The organism is Planomicrobium okeanokoites, from assembly GCF_003428875.1.
GTDB lineage: Bacteria > Bacillota > Bacilli > Bacillales_A > Planococcaceae > Planococcus > Planococcus okeanokoites.
The window spans coordinates 384949-398639 of sequence record NZ_QQRS01000001.1 but is presented as its reverse complement, the minus strand read 5'-3'; the positions used below and the strand labels follow the sequence as shown (position 1 = coordinate 398639).

Below are 13691 nucleotides of genomic sequence, written 5' to 3'. Positions count from 1 at the left end.
ATAAGTCGGGCATCTGTCAATAACCATAGAAAAAGAGCGCCAGGCGCCCTTTTCCTTTAACCGCTTATTTAAGGATGGCGTGTTCGACTTTGATGCAGCGGTCCATAATGACCGTATAGCCTTCTTCTTGTAACCGTTTAAATACTTTGTCATCCACTACATTTAATTGCGTCCAAAAAACAGGGCAATCGATTTCGGTAAATTCTTCAGCCAGCTCTTCTAAAAACTCACTGCGTCTGAAAACATTGACGATGTCCACTGGCTCAGGGACGTCCTTCAGGGACGCATAACTTTTCTCACCCAACACTTCATCGGCAACCGGGTTGACCGGGATGATCCGATAGCCCGCTTTTTGCATCGCCTCAGAAACCATATAGGATGTTCTGTTCGGATTCGGACTCAAGCCGACGACAGCGATGGTTTTGGCATTATCCAAAACTTCTTTGATTTCTTCTCTGCTTGGATTATTCAAGAGAATCACCTGTCCTTTTTATTCTATCATACATGATATTCTCGCTGTTTCATAAAAATCCTGCAAGGATTGTTTTAAGATCTTTTCGCGTGTTAAACTTAGAATACCAAATAGAGAGATTAAAAGGAGTCTACAATGGAAATATTGCTACCCGTTTTATTGGCTTATTTACTTGGTTCGATCCCTTCCGCATTATGGATCGGCAAAATTTTCTACAATACCGATGTCCGTACCAAAGGCAGCGGCAACCTTGGCGCAACCAATACATTCCGGGTCCTGGGTTCAACTGCCGGCCTGATCGTCACTGTACTTGATATTTTAAAAGGGACTGCCGCTACGCTTATACCATTGTATATCGATACGAACATCCATCCACTTGTATTCGGACTGATTGCGGTTGTGGGACATATGTATCCGGTATTCGCCAAATTTAAAGGCGGGAAAGCCGTGGCAACTTCCGGGGGCATTCTGCTCGGCTATCAATGGCCATTATTCATTGTAGCTGTTGCTGTGCTGCTGATCGCGCTGAAAATTACGAAAATGGTTTCATTGTCTTCCATGATACTCGCTGTAGTTGCTGTAATTTACGCCATCATTTATGCTGTTAATACAGGAGATTATCCTTTCCTCGCCGTGATTTTGGTTTTGGCGGCATTCATCTTCTATCGCCACCGGGCCAATATCGCTCGTATCCGGGCAGGCACAGAGCCAAAAATCAAGTTTATGTGACCCTAAAGCCGAAAGGACGTGTGCTTGATGGACATTAAAATCAGTGATGATGCTTTCAAATGGTTCCATGATGAAATGGAAGTCTCACCCGGAGAGACCGTTCGATTTTTTGTACGATATGGCGGCTCCGGACTCCAGCCAGGCTTTTCGCTTGGTATCACGAAAGATCAGCCAAATGAGGCTGCCGCTGAAGTTGAAAAAGACGACGTACTTTATTTCATTGAACAGAATGATCTCTGGTATTTCGACGGACACGATTTGACTGTAAGCGTAAATGACGATCTTCAGGAATTGGATTACTCATACGAATAAAGATTAAAAAGCCGGAACGGAAGAATAATTCTTCCATTCCGGCTCTTCTATTTTTTCTCCAGGCGTTCCAGTTGCTCCAAAAGATTTTCCGCTTTCAAAATGGATTTCTGAAGGTCTCCAAAAAGATCGAAATGCGGATAATTTCCCCGAAGATCCAGCCATTCGGGTTGCAGGCCATATCGCCTACCCCATAATTTCAACTTCTCAAGGTCGCTGCAGCCCACTTTCGTAACCGTGCTGCACCCCGGAAATCGATCATCTACCCAATAATGAGTCAAAAACGCGATGTTCCCTGCGTCAACTTCCTGCTTCCAGAGGTTTAACTCCGCCCTTTTAATTCCGAATGCCATGCTCTTCCCTCTTTTTAATTTCTTCATATTTTTCATGCCATTCAGGATAGATTTTCTGCAAAGAAACGGGACGGAAACTATCTTTCTTTACCACTACATGTTCAGATGTGGCTTTTGCTGCCAGTGTGCCGTCTTCGTGCAGGATTTCGTAGCCATATGTGGTTCGCAGGCGGCCGTGTTCTTCAACCCATGTACGGACGGTCGCTTTCTGGCCGTAGCGCATCGCTGCTTTATACTGAATCGAAATGTCGGTCACAGGTGACAGATAACCCTGTTTTTCCATTTCCGCGTATGTAAAACCTACATCTTCAATCAGCTTTGTGCGGCCAATCTCGAGCCAGATGATATAGTTCGCATGATAAACGACACCCATCTGGTCTGTTTCCGCATAGCGGATTTCTATTTCTTTTTCACTGATATGCATTCCAGTTTCACCTCTATGTCAGTATACAGAAATTGTTATTGAAATTCTAAGAGAAAGAGATTTGTAAAACGATATTCTGCAAAACAGCTTCGCTTTCCTGGGGGCTTGCGCTGAGCTAACTCGGACTCGGTTCCCTTCGTCCGAGTGGATCTCAGCACTTCGCTCGAAACAGAGTTGGATACCCAACTCTGTTTCTAATCCCCTGGGAGTCTTCGCTGCTTTGCTCCATATCTTAGAAACCCTTCTCGTACTGAAGTTGTTTCGTTTCCATATGCTAACTCGGACCTTCGTCCGAGTGGGTGCTCAACGCTATGCTGAGACTGTAGGGATTCTTTGCTGCTTCACTTCAACTCTAAAAGCGGACCTAAGCAAAGGCGCGGCTCAGGACTGGGTGGAGCAATAAGACGAGTGTTCTTCTCGGCTTATTGTGTGAACCCGGTCCATAGCGCCAAAGCGGTATATAAATGTCATTTCTATAATTCAGCGTATATAAAAAGGCTGCCCGAGGGCAGCCTTTTGTTTGTTTCATTTTATTCAGAAATTATACTTCAAGCAATTTGTTGCGAAGCACCATTTGCAGGATACCACCGTGGCGGTAGTAATCTACTTCAACTTCAGAATCGAAACGTGCAAGGACATCGAACTCAGTCACTTTGCCGTCTTCAGCAGTTGCAGTTACTTTCAGGATGTCGCGTGGTTTCACATCATCCGTCAAGTTGACTGAAATTGATTCGCGGCCAGTAAGACCCAGTGAATCTGCGTTTTGGCCGTTCAGGAATTGAAGCGGCAGAACGCCCATCATGACAAGGTTCGAACGGTGGATACGCTCATAGCTTTCCGCGATGACAGTTTTGATGCCTAATAGGAAGGTACCTTTTGCTGCCCAGTCACGGGAAGAGCCCATGCCGTAGTCTTTGCCAGTCAAGATAGCAAGGCCAGTGCCTTGTTCCTGGTATTTCATGGCTGCATCATAGATAGCCATCGTTTCACCCGTTGGCCAGTAAGTAGTGTAACCGCCAGTCGTGCCTGGAGCTACCTGGTTACGGATACGGATGTTGGCGAATGTTCCGCGCATCATAACTTCGTGGTTACCGCGACGGGAACCATAAGAGTTAAAGTTGCGGGGTTCAACACCGTTTTCACGCAAGTACTTGCCTGCAGGAGTATCTTTACCGATCGCACCGGCTGGTGAGATGTGGTCAGTTGTAATCGAGTCAGCAAATTTCGCAACAACGCGTAAGTCAGCCAATGGCTGGATCGGAGCTGGTTCTGTCGACATGTTTTCGAAGAACGGCGGGTTTTGGATATAAGTTGAATTGTCGTCGAAATCATAAAGCGCATCGTCATTTGTTTCAATTGCGTTCCATGCTTCGTTCTCGCTGAATACGTGCTCGTATTCTTTACGGAACAATTCAGGTGTAACTGTGTTATGCACAGCTTCCTTGATTTCGCTTGTTGATGGCCAGATATCTTTAAAGAAGACATCATTTCCATCTTGGTCCTGTCCGATTGGATCCACTTCGAAATCGATATCCACTGTTCCAGCAAGAGCATAAGCAACAACCAGCATTGGTGATGCAAGGTAGTTCGCTTTTACCAACGGGTGGATGCGTCCTTCAAAGTTACGGTTACCGGAAAGTACTGAAGAAACAAGCAAGTCATTGTCCAAAATCGCATCTTCGATTTCCGGAAGCAATGGACCAGAGTTACCGATACATGTCGTACAGCCGTAACCTACAAGGTTGAAGCCGATTTGGTTCATGTAATCCAGTAAACCGGAATCCTGCAAGTAGCCAGTAACTACTTTAGAACCTGGTGCAAGGGAAGTTTTCACGTAAGCAGGTGGAGTCAAGCCTCTTTCAACCGCTTTTTTCGCTACAAGTCCCGCACCAAGCATTACGTATGGGTTTGATGTATTTGTACAAGATGTAATGGCTGCAATTGCCAAAGAACCGGTCTTCATTTCAACGGAACGCCCGTCCTTGAAGTTTACAGTTGCTGTCTTGGCGATTTCAGCTTCATCAAGCGCAAAGCCATGCGGCCCTTCAGGCGCTGTTACAGCTTTGTTGAATTCTGTTTTCATTTGAGACAACGGAATCAAATCCTGTGGACGTTTTGGTCCTGCAAGGTTTGGTTCAATTTCAGAAAGGTTGATTTCAACAAGATCCGTGTAGATCGGGTCTTCATTTTCAACAGTGAAGAACATATCGTTCGCTTTTAAGTATTCTTTCGTGATGGCGATTTGCTCTTCTGTGCGGGCAGTCAGACGCATATAGTTCAATGCTTCTTCATCTACCGGGAAGAATCCGCAAGTAGCGCCGTATTCTGGAGCCATGTTGGCAATTGTCGCGCGGTCAGCAAGCGGCAATGTTGTTACACCTGTGCCGAAGAACTCGACGAATTTACCTACAACACCTTTTTTACGCAATGTTTCAGTGACTTTAAGCGCCAAATCAGTTGCAGTAGCACCGTTTGGCAATTCTCCAGTCATTTTCACACCGATAACTTCAGGAATCGGGAAATAAGAAGGTTGTCCAAGCATACCGGCTTCCGCCTCGATGCCGCCGACTCCCCATCCAAGAACGCCGATTCCGTTGATCATTGTCGTGTGGGAGTCAGTTCCCACCAATGTATCAGGGAAAGCTTCGAATGTTCCATCAGCGTTTTCAACTGCATGAACAACATTCGCCAGATACTCAAGGTTAACTTGGTGAACGATACCTGTAGCAGGTGGAACTGCGCGGTAATTATCGTAAGCTTTTTGAGCCCAGTTAAGGAATTGGTAACGCTCAGCGTTGCGGTCGAATTCCAGTTCCATGTTGATGCGAAGCGCGTCTTGGGAACCATAGTTATCTACTTGTACGGAGTGGTCAATTACAAGGTCAACCGGAATTTCAGGGTTGATCTTATCTGGATCTCCACCAAGTTTGGACATTGCTGAACGCAACGCTGCCAAGTCGACGACTACTGGTACACCCGTGAAATCCTGCAAAATTACGCGGGAAGGCTTGAATGGAACTTCTGCTTCTTTATTGGCATTTTTGCCCCATTTCGCCAATTCTTCAACGTGCTCATCTTTGATCACATATCCGTCATGCTGGCGCAATACGGATTCCAATAGAACTTTTACTGAGTAAGGAAGGCGTGATACTTTCGCGATTCCTGCTTCTTCAAGTGCAGCCAGACGGTAATAATTATACGTTTTACCATTTAGCTCAAAAGAAGTGCGGCTGTTGTGCAAACTGCTTTTTGCCATGTCGTGTTCCTCCTTTGAATCTTCTGAAAAGGCTTTGAGTAGCTTCTTTTCTCCTATACCATCATAACGAAATCCCAAGCATAAGTAAATTACATTAAAATTATGGAATGTGATAAGTTTTTCTAATAGCTGTTATTGTTTGCCATCCAATTCACTTAAGGTATTTTCCATCTGCTTTAAATGTCTTTTTTCATGTAGGCCGATAAACGGAAACCATTGGACCAAAGGCACATTGCCGAATACAGGATGCGGCATGGATTTATTTTTCAGCAATTCTTCCGGAGCATTGTCATAGAGTGAATTCAAGTTTGCCCGGGAGGAAGCCAATTTTTCTGTCATATCCACAAGTCTGATGAAATCTTCCGATGGTTCTGTATAGGATGGTGCATCCACTTTTATGGTTCTGCTGACAGTCAGCTGAATCGGTTTTTTCATTGCTTTCTTGCTGTTGCCCCGATCCAGCTCCTTCGAAATATTCCTGGCAATGACATTTTCCATCAACTGCAGATGGTCCAGTATTTGCATGGGCGACCATTTCCCTTCTGCCGGCTTTTCGTTCAGCTTCTCGTCAGATAACCCTTTCACCGCTTTAAAAATATCCTGCCGAATCGCTTCGTTCTTCTCTTTAAACATTTTTTCTCCCCTTTCAGCTTTTGTAGCCAGCGCTATTCTTTCCATACCCTATTATTTCCCTGTCAACGCCAACTTTTTGTTTTGAATTTCCTTTATAATTATGAGCGAATATTTTTTTCTTGTCGACTTGTTTTGAACTTTATGCTATACCCTTATGTATCAAAATATTCAAGGAAAATTATTTTTTAAATAACTTCCTGCGATTCAACTTCTCATATACCCGTGATACTATTCTCTTTTCGCCTACACGAAAGTACGTTCGCTTCAGTGCTGATTGTGGTATAATATTCAGTAAATAAAGACGCAGAGGTGAGCAGAATGCCTTATGGTTACGAAAAATATCGTTTGGAAAACGGCATCAGCCCGAATACTGTGATCCATGAAGTGCAATTGATCCATTCCCTTCTCGCTTTCCTGGCCAAAACTTATAAGAAGTCGGTCGAACCGCATGAAATACGGCCGGCCGACATACAAAACTTTCTACATGAACAACGTAAAACCGGCATCAAAGACAGTACATTGAACAGGAAAATCATTTTTATACGCCAATGGTTCGATTATATGTGGAGAATCGGCCGGATTCCGGTCGATTTCATGCCGAAATTCAAATACTCGGAGAAACTTGATCTGACTCCGCCGGACATCCACCTTAATTATGGGGAGCTGCTGGCAAAAAAAGACGCGGTCCTTGAAACCGAACAACTTTCCCTGAACGCGAAAATTTTATATATCCTCTACTTGCGAGGTCTTCGGCTGAGAGATATGGCTGCGATCGATATCAGCCATTTCGAAGATAAAGGACATAAATTGACACTATCCTTTGAAAAGAAAGATGGCTATATGAGCCGTATCGATTTTACTGGAAAAGAAATTACTGTTCTGCTCGAGGGAATTGAACGGGCCATTTTCAGGGGGACTCCATATCTTCTATCCTCTAAAGTGAATAATGAATTTACGATGTTCCAGATGGGGTCCCTTTCCGACTATACAGAAGCCCTTTCCTCATTCATCGGCATGCCGATGCGTTCGGGTGATATCCGGTTTGCATATGTCCATTATCTTTACTCGGAAGAACAGAAAAACCTGGAAGAAATACAGGAAATTTTAGGAGTATCCCTCGATTCGGCTTCCCGGATCCTTAAGGATTCCCTTCAAAGATTAAAGAAATAAAATACCATAGCGAAGAAGCCGGCAAAGGTAAATCCTTTGCCGGCTTCTTCGCTAATGATTGATTCTTGTCTCAAACCTGCCTGTCTGCCTAGGAGAAGAAACCGAAATTCAACGCTAAATTGAAGACAATCACCGTGTGGATGATTACAAACCACATCCCTTGTCTGTTCAATTTTTCAATATTTTCGTATTGCATGCGGTTTCACCCTTCCTTTTCTTTTTATTATACCGAATATTCAGTCTATTATCAATAGACTTATCTTTCCTATCTGCAGTTCAATATGGTTGAATAGAATAAACTACCGACAGGAGGAACTTATATGAAAAAAGCGTTGCTGGTTGTGGATTACACAGTGGACTTTGTGGCTGATGACGGCAGATTGACTTGCGGTAAACCGGGGCAGGCTATCGAAGGAGCTATATGCAAGTTAACAGAAAAATTTTTGGAGAATGATGATTTCATCGTTTTTCCAGTGGACTTGCATGAAGAAGGCGATACATTGCATCCTGAGCATAAACTATTTCCTCCCCATAATATCCGTGGAACCGGAGGAAGAGATCTGTATGGACAATTGAATTCACTGTACGAAGCAAATAAAGATAAAATAATGTGGATGGATAAAACCCGGTATAGTGCATTTGCCGGAACCAACCTTGAAATACTCCTGCGTGAAAGAAGAATTGAGGAACTTCATATCGTTGGCGTATGCACTGATATTTGCGTCCTTCACACGGCAGTGGATGCATATAATAAAGGATTTGCTATTAAAATTTATCAGGATGCGGTGGCCAGCTTTGACCCTGAAGGACATAACTGGACTTTGAGGCACTTTGCCAATACCTTGGGCGCACAGGTTTTATAAATTTTTCCTAGTCGATGTTTTAAATTTCCCGAATGAGGTTATATCAGTAGTGTAGCAATCATAACTACTAAAAAAGGAGTTGGAACACGATGGGATTCATTTTATTCTTAATCATGGGCGGTATCATCGGTTGGCTAGCAGGACTTATTTTAGGTAAAGATGTACCCGGTGGTATCATCGGCAACATTATCGCAGGTATTATCGGCGCATGGCTGGGAAGCCTGTTGCTTGGAGACTGGGGACCTGAAATTTGGGGCGTATTCATCATCCCTGCATTGATCGGTGCTTTGATCCTTGTATTCGTATTGAGCCTGATCCTTGGTTCAATGGGTAGAAACAGACGCAACCGCGCATAATTTAATCGGTAAAAAAAAGAGCGGACACCATGTCCGCTCTTTTTTCTATTCAGCAAATTCCTCATTATACAAATTGTAATAATGCAATACGTCCTCTACATATTCATCGCTGTGGTTATACTGGAAAATCGCTTTCTCCAAATCACCATCCGCTGCCCCGTTTTTCGCCAAATAATTTGCTGCGCTGTAAAGTGCATCCGTCAGATCATATGGATCAGCCACACCGTCGTCGTTCCCATCTATTCCATATCCACCAAATGCCTCGATAATCACCGGATCAGTTTTTTCGTCTTCGGGTATGTCCCCTTCGCCCAGTCCTGAACAGGTCGGATGGCCCCACCCTACAAATGTGCACGGCATGAACTGCATATGACCTTCTGCGCCTACAGGAGACAATAAGGGATCCATCGTAGAAAATCTGGTTTCCACCCGATGGTGCGCTGCAAGCAAAGTCCATGGGATGCCATATTCTTCCGCAGTTTCTTTATACAAAGGTATATATTCTTCAGGAACTTCCATTTCCCGGAATAAATTCGGCGTTTCCTTTAAAGCAGTCATTACAGTATCGGGATTGAAAAAATAATATACGATTATTGATAACGTCAAACTGACCAAAAGTGCTGGCAATAACGTGATCAGAAAAAGAAGCTTCAGGATGCCGCCTTTTTTCAGTTTTCTTTTTTTCTTCTTCATTTCTTCACGCCCAACTGCTTATTTTCTCTAGTTTAGCATAAAAAGCTCCTTATTTCTGTCGCCACAAGTACTATCTTTTCCCGATTTTCAAATGTAAAGTATTATACGGAGGTGAAGCAAATGTGGAATGATTTTAAAGCTTTTGCTTTAAAAGGCAATGTATTGGATTTAGCGATCGCTGTTGTGATCGGAGCTGCATTCGGTAAGATCGTGACATCACTGGTGGAAGATTTGATCATGCCTGCAGTTGGACTGCTGCTGGGAGGTTTCAGCATAGCTGACGCAGTGTATAAAGTCGGAGATGCCACGCTTAAATATGGAGCGTTTTTACAGTCTGTTTTGGATTTCCTGATTATATCTTTTTCCATTTTCATGGTCATCCGCCTATTTATGAAGTTCCGGCGCAAAGAAGAGATGCCGGCTGAAGAAGTTGTACCTGAACTGGATAAGAAAGAAGAATTGCTCGTCGAGATTCGGGACTTGCTAAAAAAACAACAGCTTTGATATGCACAAAAGACTCATTCCCGGTCGGAATGAGTCTTTTTTATATCAATTCTATTCGCTTTCATCCAATAACTCTTTTAAATCTTCAACAATTTCTTCGACCGGTACATCTCCATAACCGTCGTAATTATTAGCGACCTCGCCATTTTTATCCATCAGATAAAAACTGGTGCCGTGCACCACCTGATCACTGGAAGGATCGTTTTTGACAAACGATTTGAAGTTATCCTTAGCGTACTCAGCGATATAGTCCTGGGAATAACCGGTCAGAAGATGCCATTTCGATTCATCGGGTACATTGAATTTTTTTAGATAATCATTCAACACTTCAGGATCATCCACAGCGGGATCCACTGAAAAAGCGACAATTTTATATTGGTCTATTCCCTGTGCAGCCAATTCTTCCTGAATTGACGCCATATTGAAAGTCATGGGTGGACAAACGGTCGTGCAATTGGTGAATACAAAAGTGGACAGCCACGGAGTCCCTTTCAGGTTCTCGAGTGATAGCTCTTCTCCACGCTGGTCGGTGTGCGAAAAATCTTCAATTGCAGAATTGCCGCAAGCTGTCAGCAGCAAGACCAGGCTGACTATCCCGAATGCCATTATTTTTTTCATCGTGCCGCCTCCACAAAACATACTGCCTTCATCTTAAATGAAGAAAGCGGCCTATTCAACTCACATCCGGCACTGATTGTCACGAATTTGTGAAATCACAGCCTGATGGCGATCAACGCTTCATGTATCGCCACAAGCTTGGTTTCAACCCGGTGCATCAGATAAAATGATACAAAAATCGGAAAACCCACTTCCTGGATCAATCGCATCCAATCTTCCATTAGTTTGTCTCCTCCCTGTCAAAAATAAGATAAAAAGCCCTCCATTTCAGGAGGGCTCCAGTTCTTAAACTTCGTAGTCGACGACGTTCCGTTCAACTACCCGTGCACCTTTGGCGATCGCGAATGGCGACCCTTCAACTTCAAAGATATTCTGCGTAATGATGGTCTGCATGCCAGTCGCGAGTTCCAGAGCCGTCAGGTCTTCTCGCGGTTCTTCCACAGACAGCACCACGTCTTTGCCTGCCCCAGTTTCAAATATCAATTCCAATGTTTTAGCCATTCCCTATTCCCCCTTAGTGTAATTATGCGTAGATTGAAAGACTAGACTGCTTTTCCAAATCCATCAGCGGTTTGTTTCCGAATTCCGTCAATACGCGGGCTGATTCGAAAATCCCGGTTGCTGATGCCAAATCGGATACATTGTGGTACGCTTTCACTTTCTTCCTCGGTTTGCCTAATGCATCAAAGCCATTATCAAATGTCAGGCGGATGCTCGCCTTTTTGAAGTTGCTGTTTGCCATTTTGTTTCACCTCCTCTCACCCGCTATATAGACAGTTAAGGCAAAAAGGGATACATTTTTAATGAATTTTTTTTATTTTGCTCTTATAATGGAGATATCGGAAGGTTTGAGGTGAATAAAGTGGCGTTAGAAGGTTGGTTTTTATGGTTCATCCTGTTTTGGGTAGTGGTCCTTGTCGGTTTATTTGCGATTGGCGGCTATTTTATGTTCAGGAAATTTTTGAAGTCCATTCCGAAAAAAGACGGATTGTCTGATTTGAATTGGGAAGAATATTACGTCGGCAAAACCATCCATTTATGGGGAGACCGTGAAAAGGAATTATTGAATGAATTGGTGCAGCCTGTGCCTGACTTGTTTCGGCCAGTTGCCAAACAAAAGATAGCGGGCAGAATCGGTCAGATTCTATTGGAAGAAAAAGTTTCAAAAATGGAACACGAACATATTATCAGGGGCTATATCCAGGCGACTCCAAAACGCGACCATAAATTTTTGCGCAAAAAGCTGGACGAACTCAATATCGATGTCGCTCCGTATGAAAATTATTTTGAGAAATAAATAAAAAGAAAAGCGACGGCGCCCGTTAAGCTCTGAAAGGCGTAAGACGATCTGGCGAAGCGGCGTTTTTCCAGCCGCACAGCCAGAGTGGCTTACGACCCGAAGAGCTGGGCCGCCGGAGTCTAGACATAGAAAAGCGGCAAACAAAAACGCAGTACCCATCAACCGGGTACTGCGCTTTTGTTTTTATCTGCAAGTTTTTTAAATTGGACATACATAGCTATCCGCCAAGGAATGATCATTCCGAATGCCAGTATCCAGAACATACCGGCGAGTTCACCGATATCAATCGTAGAGCTGAGAATCACTTTGGCGAGCAACCGGACCAGTAATAATCCGATCAGTATGAAGATGAATGCCTTCGATTGCTTTAAATAGATTTCTCCTTCTTTTTCCTCAAATTTGGATGTCCAGATCAGCACAACCGAAAAAATGATGCCTGCGGCCAGCGCTTCGGCAATTTGTGGAGGCGCAACCCGGAAGAAAGGAAAAATGAACATCAATGCGCCAGTAGACATAAATAAAGGCGGCAATAGAATTTTTTTCACGGAAGCCGGTTTCTTGGCTGAGCGCGACCTTACAAAGATTGCAAAAACCCCCATAAAGACCGCTCCAACAGTTGTTATCGCCAAGTAGACTGCCGGAGGAATCTGATCAAACATTCAATCCCTCCTTAAACTCTTCATATTGTGAAAGCAACCTCTCGAATATGGGACAACTTTCTGTTTTGGCAAACAGCATATAAGAGGCTGCACTGTTGAATGTTTGCCGGTATTCATTCATGTAATCGATATTTTTCAATGGTGTCACCTGCTTTGTGATCAATTAGAAGCCCTGGAAATCGCCGAAAATCGGGCTCAGGATACGGATGAGATAAGTCATTCCATCAAAGAACAGTAAAATTCCGATTGCAATCATGATGAATCCGCCGACTTTCATAATCGTGTTATTATGCTTGCGCAGCCAGCCGAGGCGCGTCACGAAGAATGACAGCACAAAGAACGGAATGGCAAAGCCGAGGACATATGCGAGCATATACCATACACCTGAACCAGGATTCGCTGCAGCCAGCGTGTAAATGGCTGCTGTAATGGGCCCGGTACATGGTGTCCACCCCGCGGCAAACGCCAGGCCAATGATGAAAGTTCCAAGAAAACCGGATGGGCGGTTTTTAAATGAGAACTTTTTATCTGCCATCAGGAATTTTGGCTGGAACACACCGACGATCATCAGACCGAATATGACAATGAAAATGGCGCCGACTTGGCGGATCAATTCATCATAGCGGACAAACCATTCATAGAAGAATGAAGTACTGAAACCGAGTGCGATAAAAATGGTTGAAAATCCGAGCAGGAAGAAAAGCGTATGGAACATGCCTCTGCGCTGCATGACTTTCTTGTCGTTTTTAATTTCATCAAGCGACATGCCTGTAATATAAGATAAAAATGCCGGATATAAAGGCAAAGTGCATGGTGAAATGAAACTGAGGAATCCTGCACCGAAGGCCAGGAATAGATTAATGTCACTTGCCACTGTTTCCACTCCTTCATTATACTCTCCCCATCTTATCAAATTCAGCAAAAGAAAACTGCCCTTTTGCCTGTGAACTCTTTGTGAATGAGCTTAATGTGGCAATGGTAATTATACAGAACCATCTGGTCAAAAGCTGTTTCTTCTATATATAAAGAAAAACAGGAGCGAAGATCATTGGCTTCAATCATATTTGTCGCATATCTTTAATGTTGTGAAACTAGTGAAGCGATTCTGAGATATGGAGCAAAACAGCGAGACTCCCAGGGGATTAGAACCGGAGTTGGAACCCAACTCCGGTTCGAGCGAAGTGCTGAGATCCACTCGGGCGAAGGGGACCGAGGCCGAGTTAGCTAAGAGTTGGCCGTAGCTTGCAAGGCCGGCTCTTTGCGACGAAGCTAGCGCAGCGATGCAGGAGCACGGGTTTTTGCAAGCCCCCAGGAAAGCGAAGCTGTTTTGCGCAATATCGATTGCTAATATT

19 protein-coding genes are annotated in these 13691 nt (G+C 43.9%); 7 read left to right on the top strand and 12 right to left on the bottom strand.

Going from position 1 to position 13691, the window contains the following annotated elements; all coding sequences use genetic code 11:
* Nucleotides 1–64 precede the first annotated feature (64 nt).
* The gene (locus D2910_RS02050) at nt 65–472 is read right to left on the bottom strand and encodes a CoA-binding protein (RefSeq protein WP_372868970.1); all 408 of its coding nucleotides are present in this window, start codon (nt 470–472) and stop codon (nt 65–67) included.
* Between the two features lie 135 nt (nt 473–607).
* Between D2910_RS02050 and plsY the strand changes: the two genes are divergently transcribed.
* Together plsY and D2910_RS02040 are read left to right on the top strand one after the other, a co-directional pair.
* Complete coding sequence (gene plsY, locus D2910_RS02045) at nt 608–1201, top strand: glycerol-3-phosphate 1-O-acyltransferase PlsY (RefSeq protein ID WP_117312229.1); 594 nt, start codon at nt 608–610, stop codon at nt 1199–1201.
* A 27-nt stretch (nt 1202–1228) separates the two neighbouring features.
* On the top strand, nt 1229–1513 hold the full coding sequence (locus D2910_RS02040) for a HesB/YadR/YfhF family protein (RefSeq protein WP_117312228.1): 285 nt from the start codon (nt 1229–1231) through the stop codon (nt 1511–1513).
* 47 nt (nt 1514–1560) lie between these two features.
* On the opposite strand, the gene D2910_RS02035 is transcribed toward D2910_RS02040, so the two are convergent.
* The 4 genes from D2910_RS02035 to D2910_RS02020 form a co-directional block, all read right to left on the bottom strand.
* Nucleotides 1561–1863, bottom strand: coding sequence for a hypothetical protein (locus D2910_RS02035; RefSeq protein WP_117312227.1), 303 nt, complete (start codon nt 1861–1863; stop codon nt 1561–1563).
* Complete coding sequence (locus tag D2910_RS02030; RefSeq protein ID WP_084245948.1) at nt 1847–2287, bottom strand: acyl-CoA thioesterase; 441 nt, start codon at nt 2285–2287, stop codon at nt 1847–1849. The genes D2910_RS02035 and D2910_RS02030 overlap by 17 nt, the downstream gene beginning before the upstream one ends.
* A 541-nt stretch (nt 2288–2828) precedes the next feature.
* Nucleotides 2829–5543: an aconitate hydratase AcnA gene (acnA, locus tag D2910_RS02025; protein WP_117312226.1), complete on the bottom strand. Its 2715-nt coding sequence runs from the start codon at nt 5541–5543 to the stop codon at nt 2829–2831.
* A gap of 132 nt (nt 5544–5675) precedes the next feature.
* The gene (locus tag D2910_RS02020; protein ID WP_117312225.1) at nt 5676–6176 is read right to left on the bottom strand and encodes a DinB family protein; all 501 of its coding nucleotides are present in this window, start codon (nt 6174–6176) and stop codon (nt 5676–5678) included.
* 318 nt (nt 6177–6494) lie between these two features.
* On the opposite strand from D2910_RS02020, the gene D2910_RS02015 reads away from it, so the two are divergent.
* The 3 genes from D2910_RS02015 (at nt 6495) to D2910_RS02005 (ending at nt 8565) form a co-directional block, all read left to right on the top strand.
* Entirely contained in the window at nt 6495–7346 is an 852-nt protein-coding gene (locus D2910_RS02015; protein ID WP_117312224.1) for a site-specific integrase, read from the top strand.
* A 320-nt stretch (nt 7347–7666) separates the two neighbouring features.
* Nucleotides 7667–8209 carry a cysteine hydrolase family protein gene (locus D2910_RS02010; RefSeq protein ID WP_117312223.1) on the top strand — a complete coding sequence of 181 codons (543 nt, stop codon included), beginning with the start codon at nt 7667–7669 and terminating at the stop codon, nt 8207–8209.
* An 89-nt stretch (nt 8210–8298) separates the two neighbouring features.
* A complete protein-coding gene (locus tag D2910_RS02005) occupies nt 8299–8565 on the top strand; it encodes a GlsB/YeaQ/YmgE family stress response membrane protein (RefSeq protein ID WP_101803651.1) in 267 nt (88 codons plus the stop codon).
* 45 nt (nt 8566–8610) lie between these two features.
* Here D2910_RS02005 and D2910_RS02000 read toward each other — a convergent pair whose 3' ends face one another.
* Complete coding sequence (locus D2910_RS02000) at nt 8611–9258, bottom strand: lytic transglycosylase domain-containing protein (RefSeq protein ID WP_117312222.1); 648 nt, start codon at nt 9256–9258, stop codon at nt 8611–8613.
* Nucleotides 9259–9378: 120 nt separating this feature from the next.
* On the opposite strand from D2910_RS02000, the gene mscL reads away from it, so the two are divergent.
* Nucleotides 9379–9762, top strand: coding sequence for a large conductance mechanosensitive channel protein MscL (mscL, locus tag D2910_RS01995; protein ID WP_084245962.1), 384 nt, complete (start codon nt 9379–9381; stop codon nt 9760–9762).
* A 51-nt stretch (nt 9763–9813) separates the two neighbouring features.
* Here the strand turns inward: mscL and D2910_RS01990 are convergent, their stop codons facing one another.
* From D2910_RS01990 to D2910_RS01975, 4 genes are all read right to left on the bottom strand, one after another.
* Nucleotides 9814–10380 (bottom strand): SCO family protein, encoded by a 567-nt coding sequence (locus D2910_RS01990; RefSeq protein WP_240633532.1) that lies wholly within the window; start codon nt 10378–10380, stop codon nt 9814–9816.
* A gap of 95 nt (nt 10381–10475) precedes the next feature.
* Nucleotides 10476–10601 (bottom strand): YvrJ family protein, encoded by a 126-nt coding sequence (locus D2910_RS01985; RefSeq protein ID WP_084245964.1) that lies wholly within the window; start codon nt 10599–10601, stop codon nt 10476–10478.
* 64 nt (nt 10602–10665) lie between these two features.
* Nucleotides 10666–10881 carry a DUF2922 domain-containing protein gene (locus D2910_RS01980; protein ID WP_101803654.1) on the bottom strand — a complete coding sequence of 72 codons (216 nt, stop codon included), beginning with the start codon at nt 10879–10881 and terminating at the stop codon, nt 10666–10668.
* A gap of 22 nt (nt 10882–10903) precedes the next feature.
* A complete protein-coding gene (locus D2910_RS01975) occupies nt 10904–11122 on the bottom strand; it encodes a DUF1659 domain-containing protein (protein ID WP_084245968.1) in 219 nt (72 codons plus the stop codon).
* A 120-nt stretch (nt 11123–11242) separates the two neighbouring features.
* Here D2910_RS01975 and D2910_RS01970 point away from each other — a divergent pair, with 120 nt between their 5' ends.
* Nucleotides 11243–11677, top strand: coding sequence for a DUF2621 family protein (locus D2910_RS01970; protein ID WP_084245970.1), 435 nt, complete (start codon nt 11243–11245; stop codon nt 11675–11677).
* 161 nt (nt 11678–11838) lie between these two features.
* Here D2910_RS01970 and D2910_RS01965 read toward each other — a convergent pair whose 3' ends face one another.
* On the bottom strand, nt 11839–12339 hold the full coding sequence (locus D2910_RS01965; protein WP_084245972.1) for a CcdC family protein: 501 nt from the start codon (nt 12337–12339) through the stop codon (nt 11839–11841).
* Nucleotides 12340–12502: 163 nt separating this feature from the next.
* The gene (locus tag D2910_RS01960; protein ID WP_101803655.1) at nt 12503–13213 is read right to left on the bottom strand and encodes a cytochrome c biogenesis CcdA family protein; all 711 of its coding nucleotides are present in this window, start codon (nt 13211–13213) and stop codon (nt 12503–12505) included.
* Nucleotides 13214–13691: the final 478 nt, after the last annotated feature.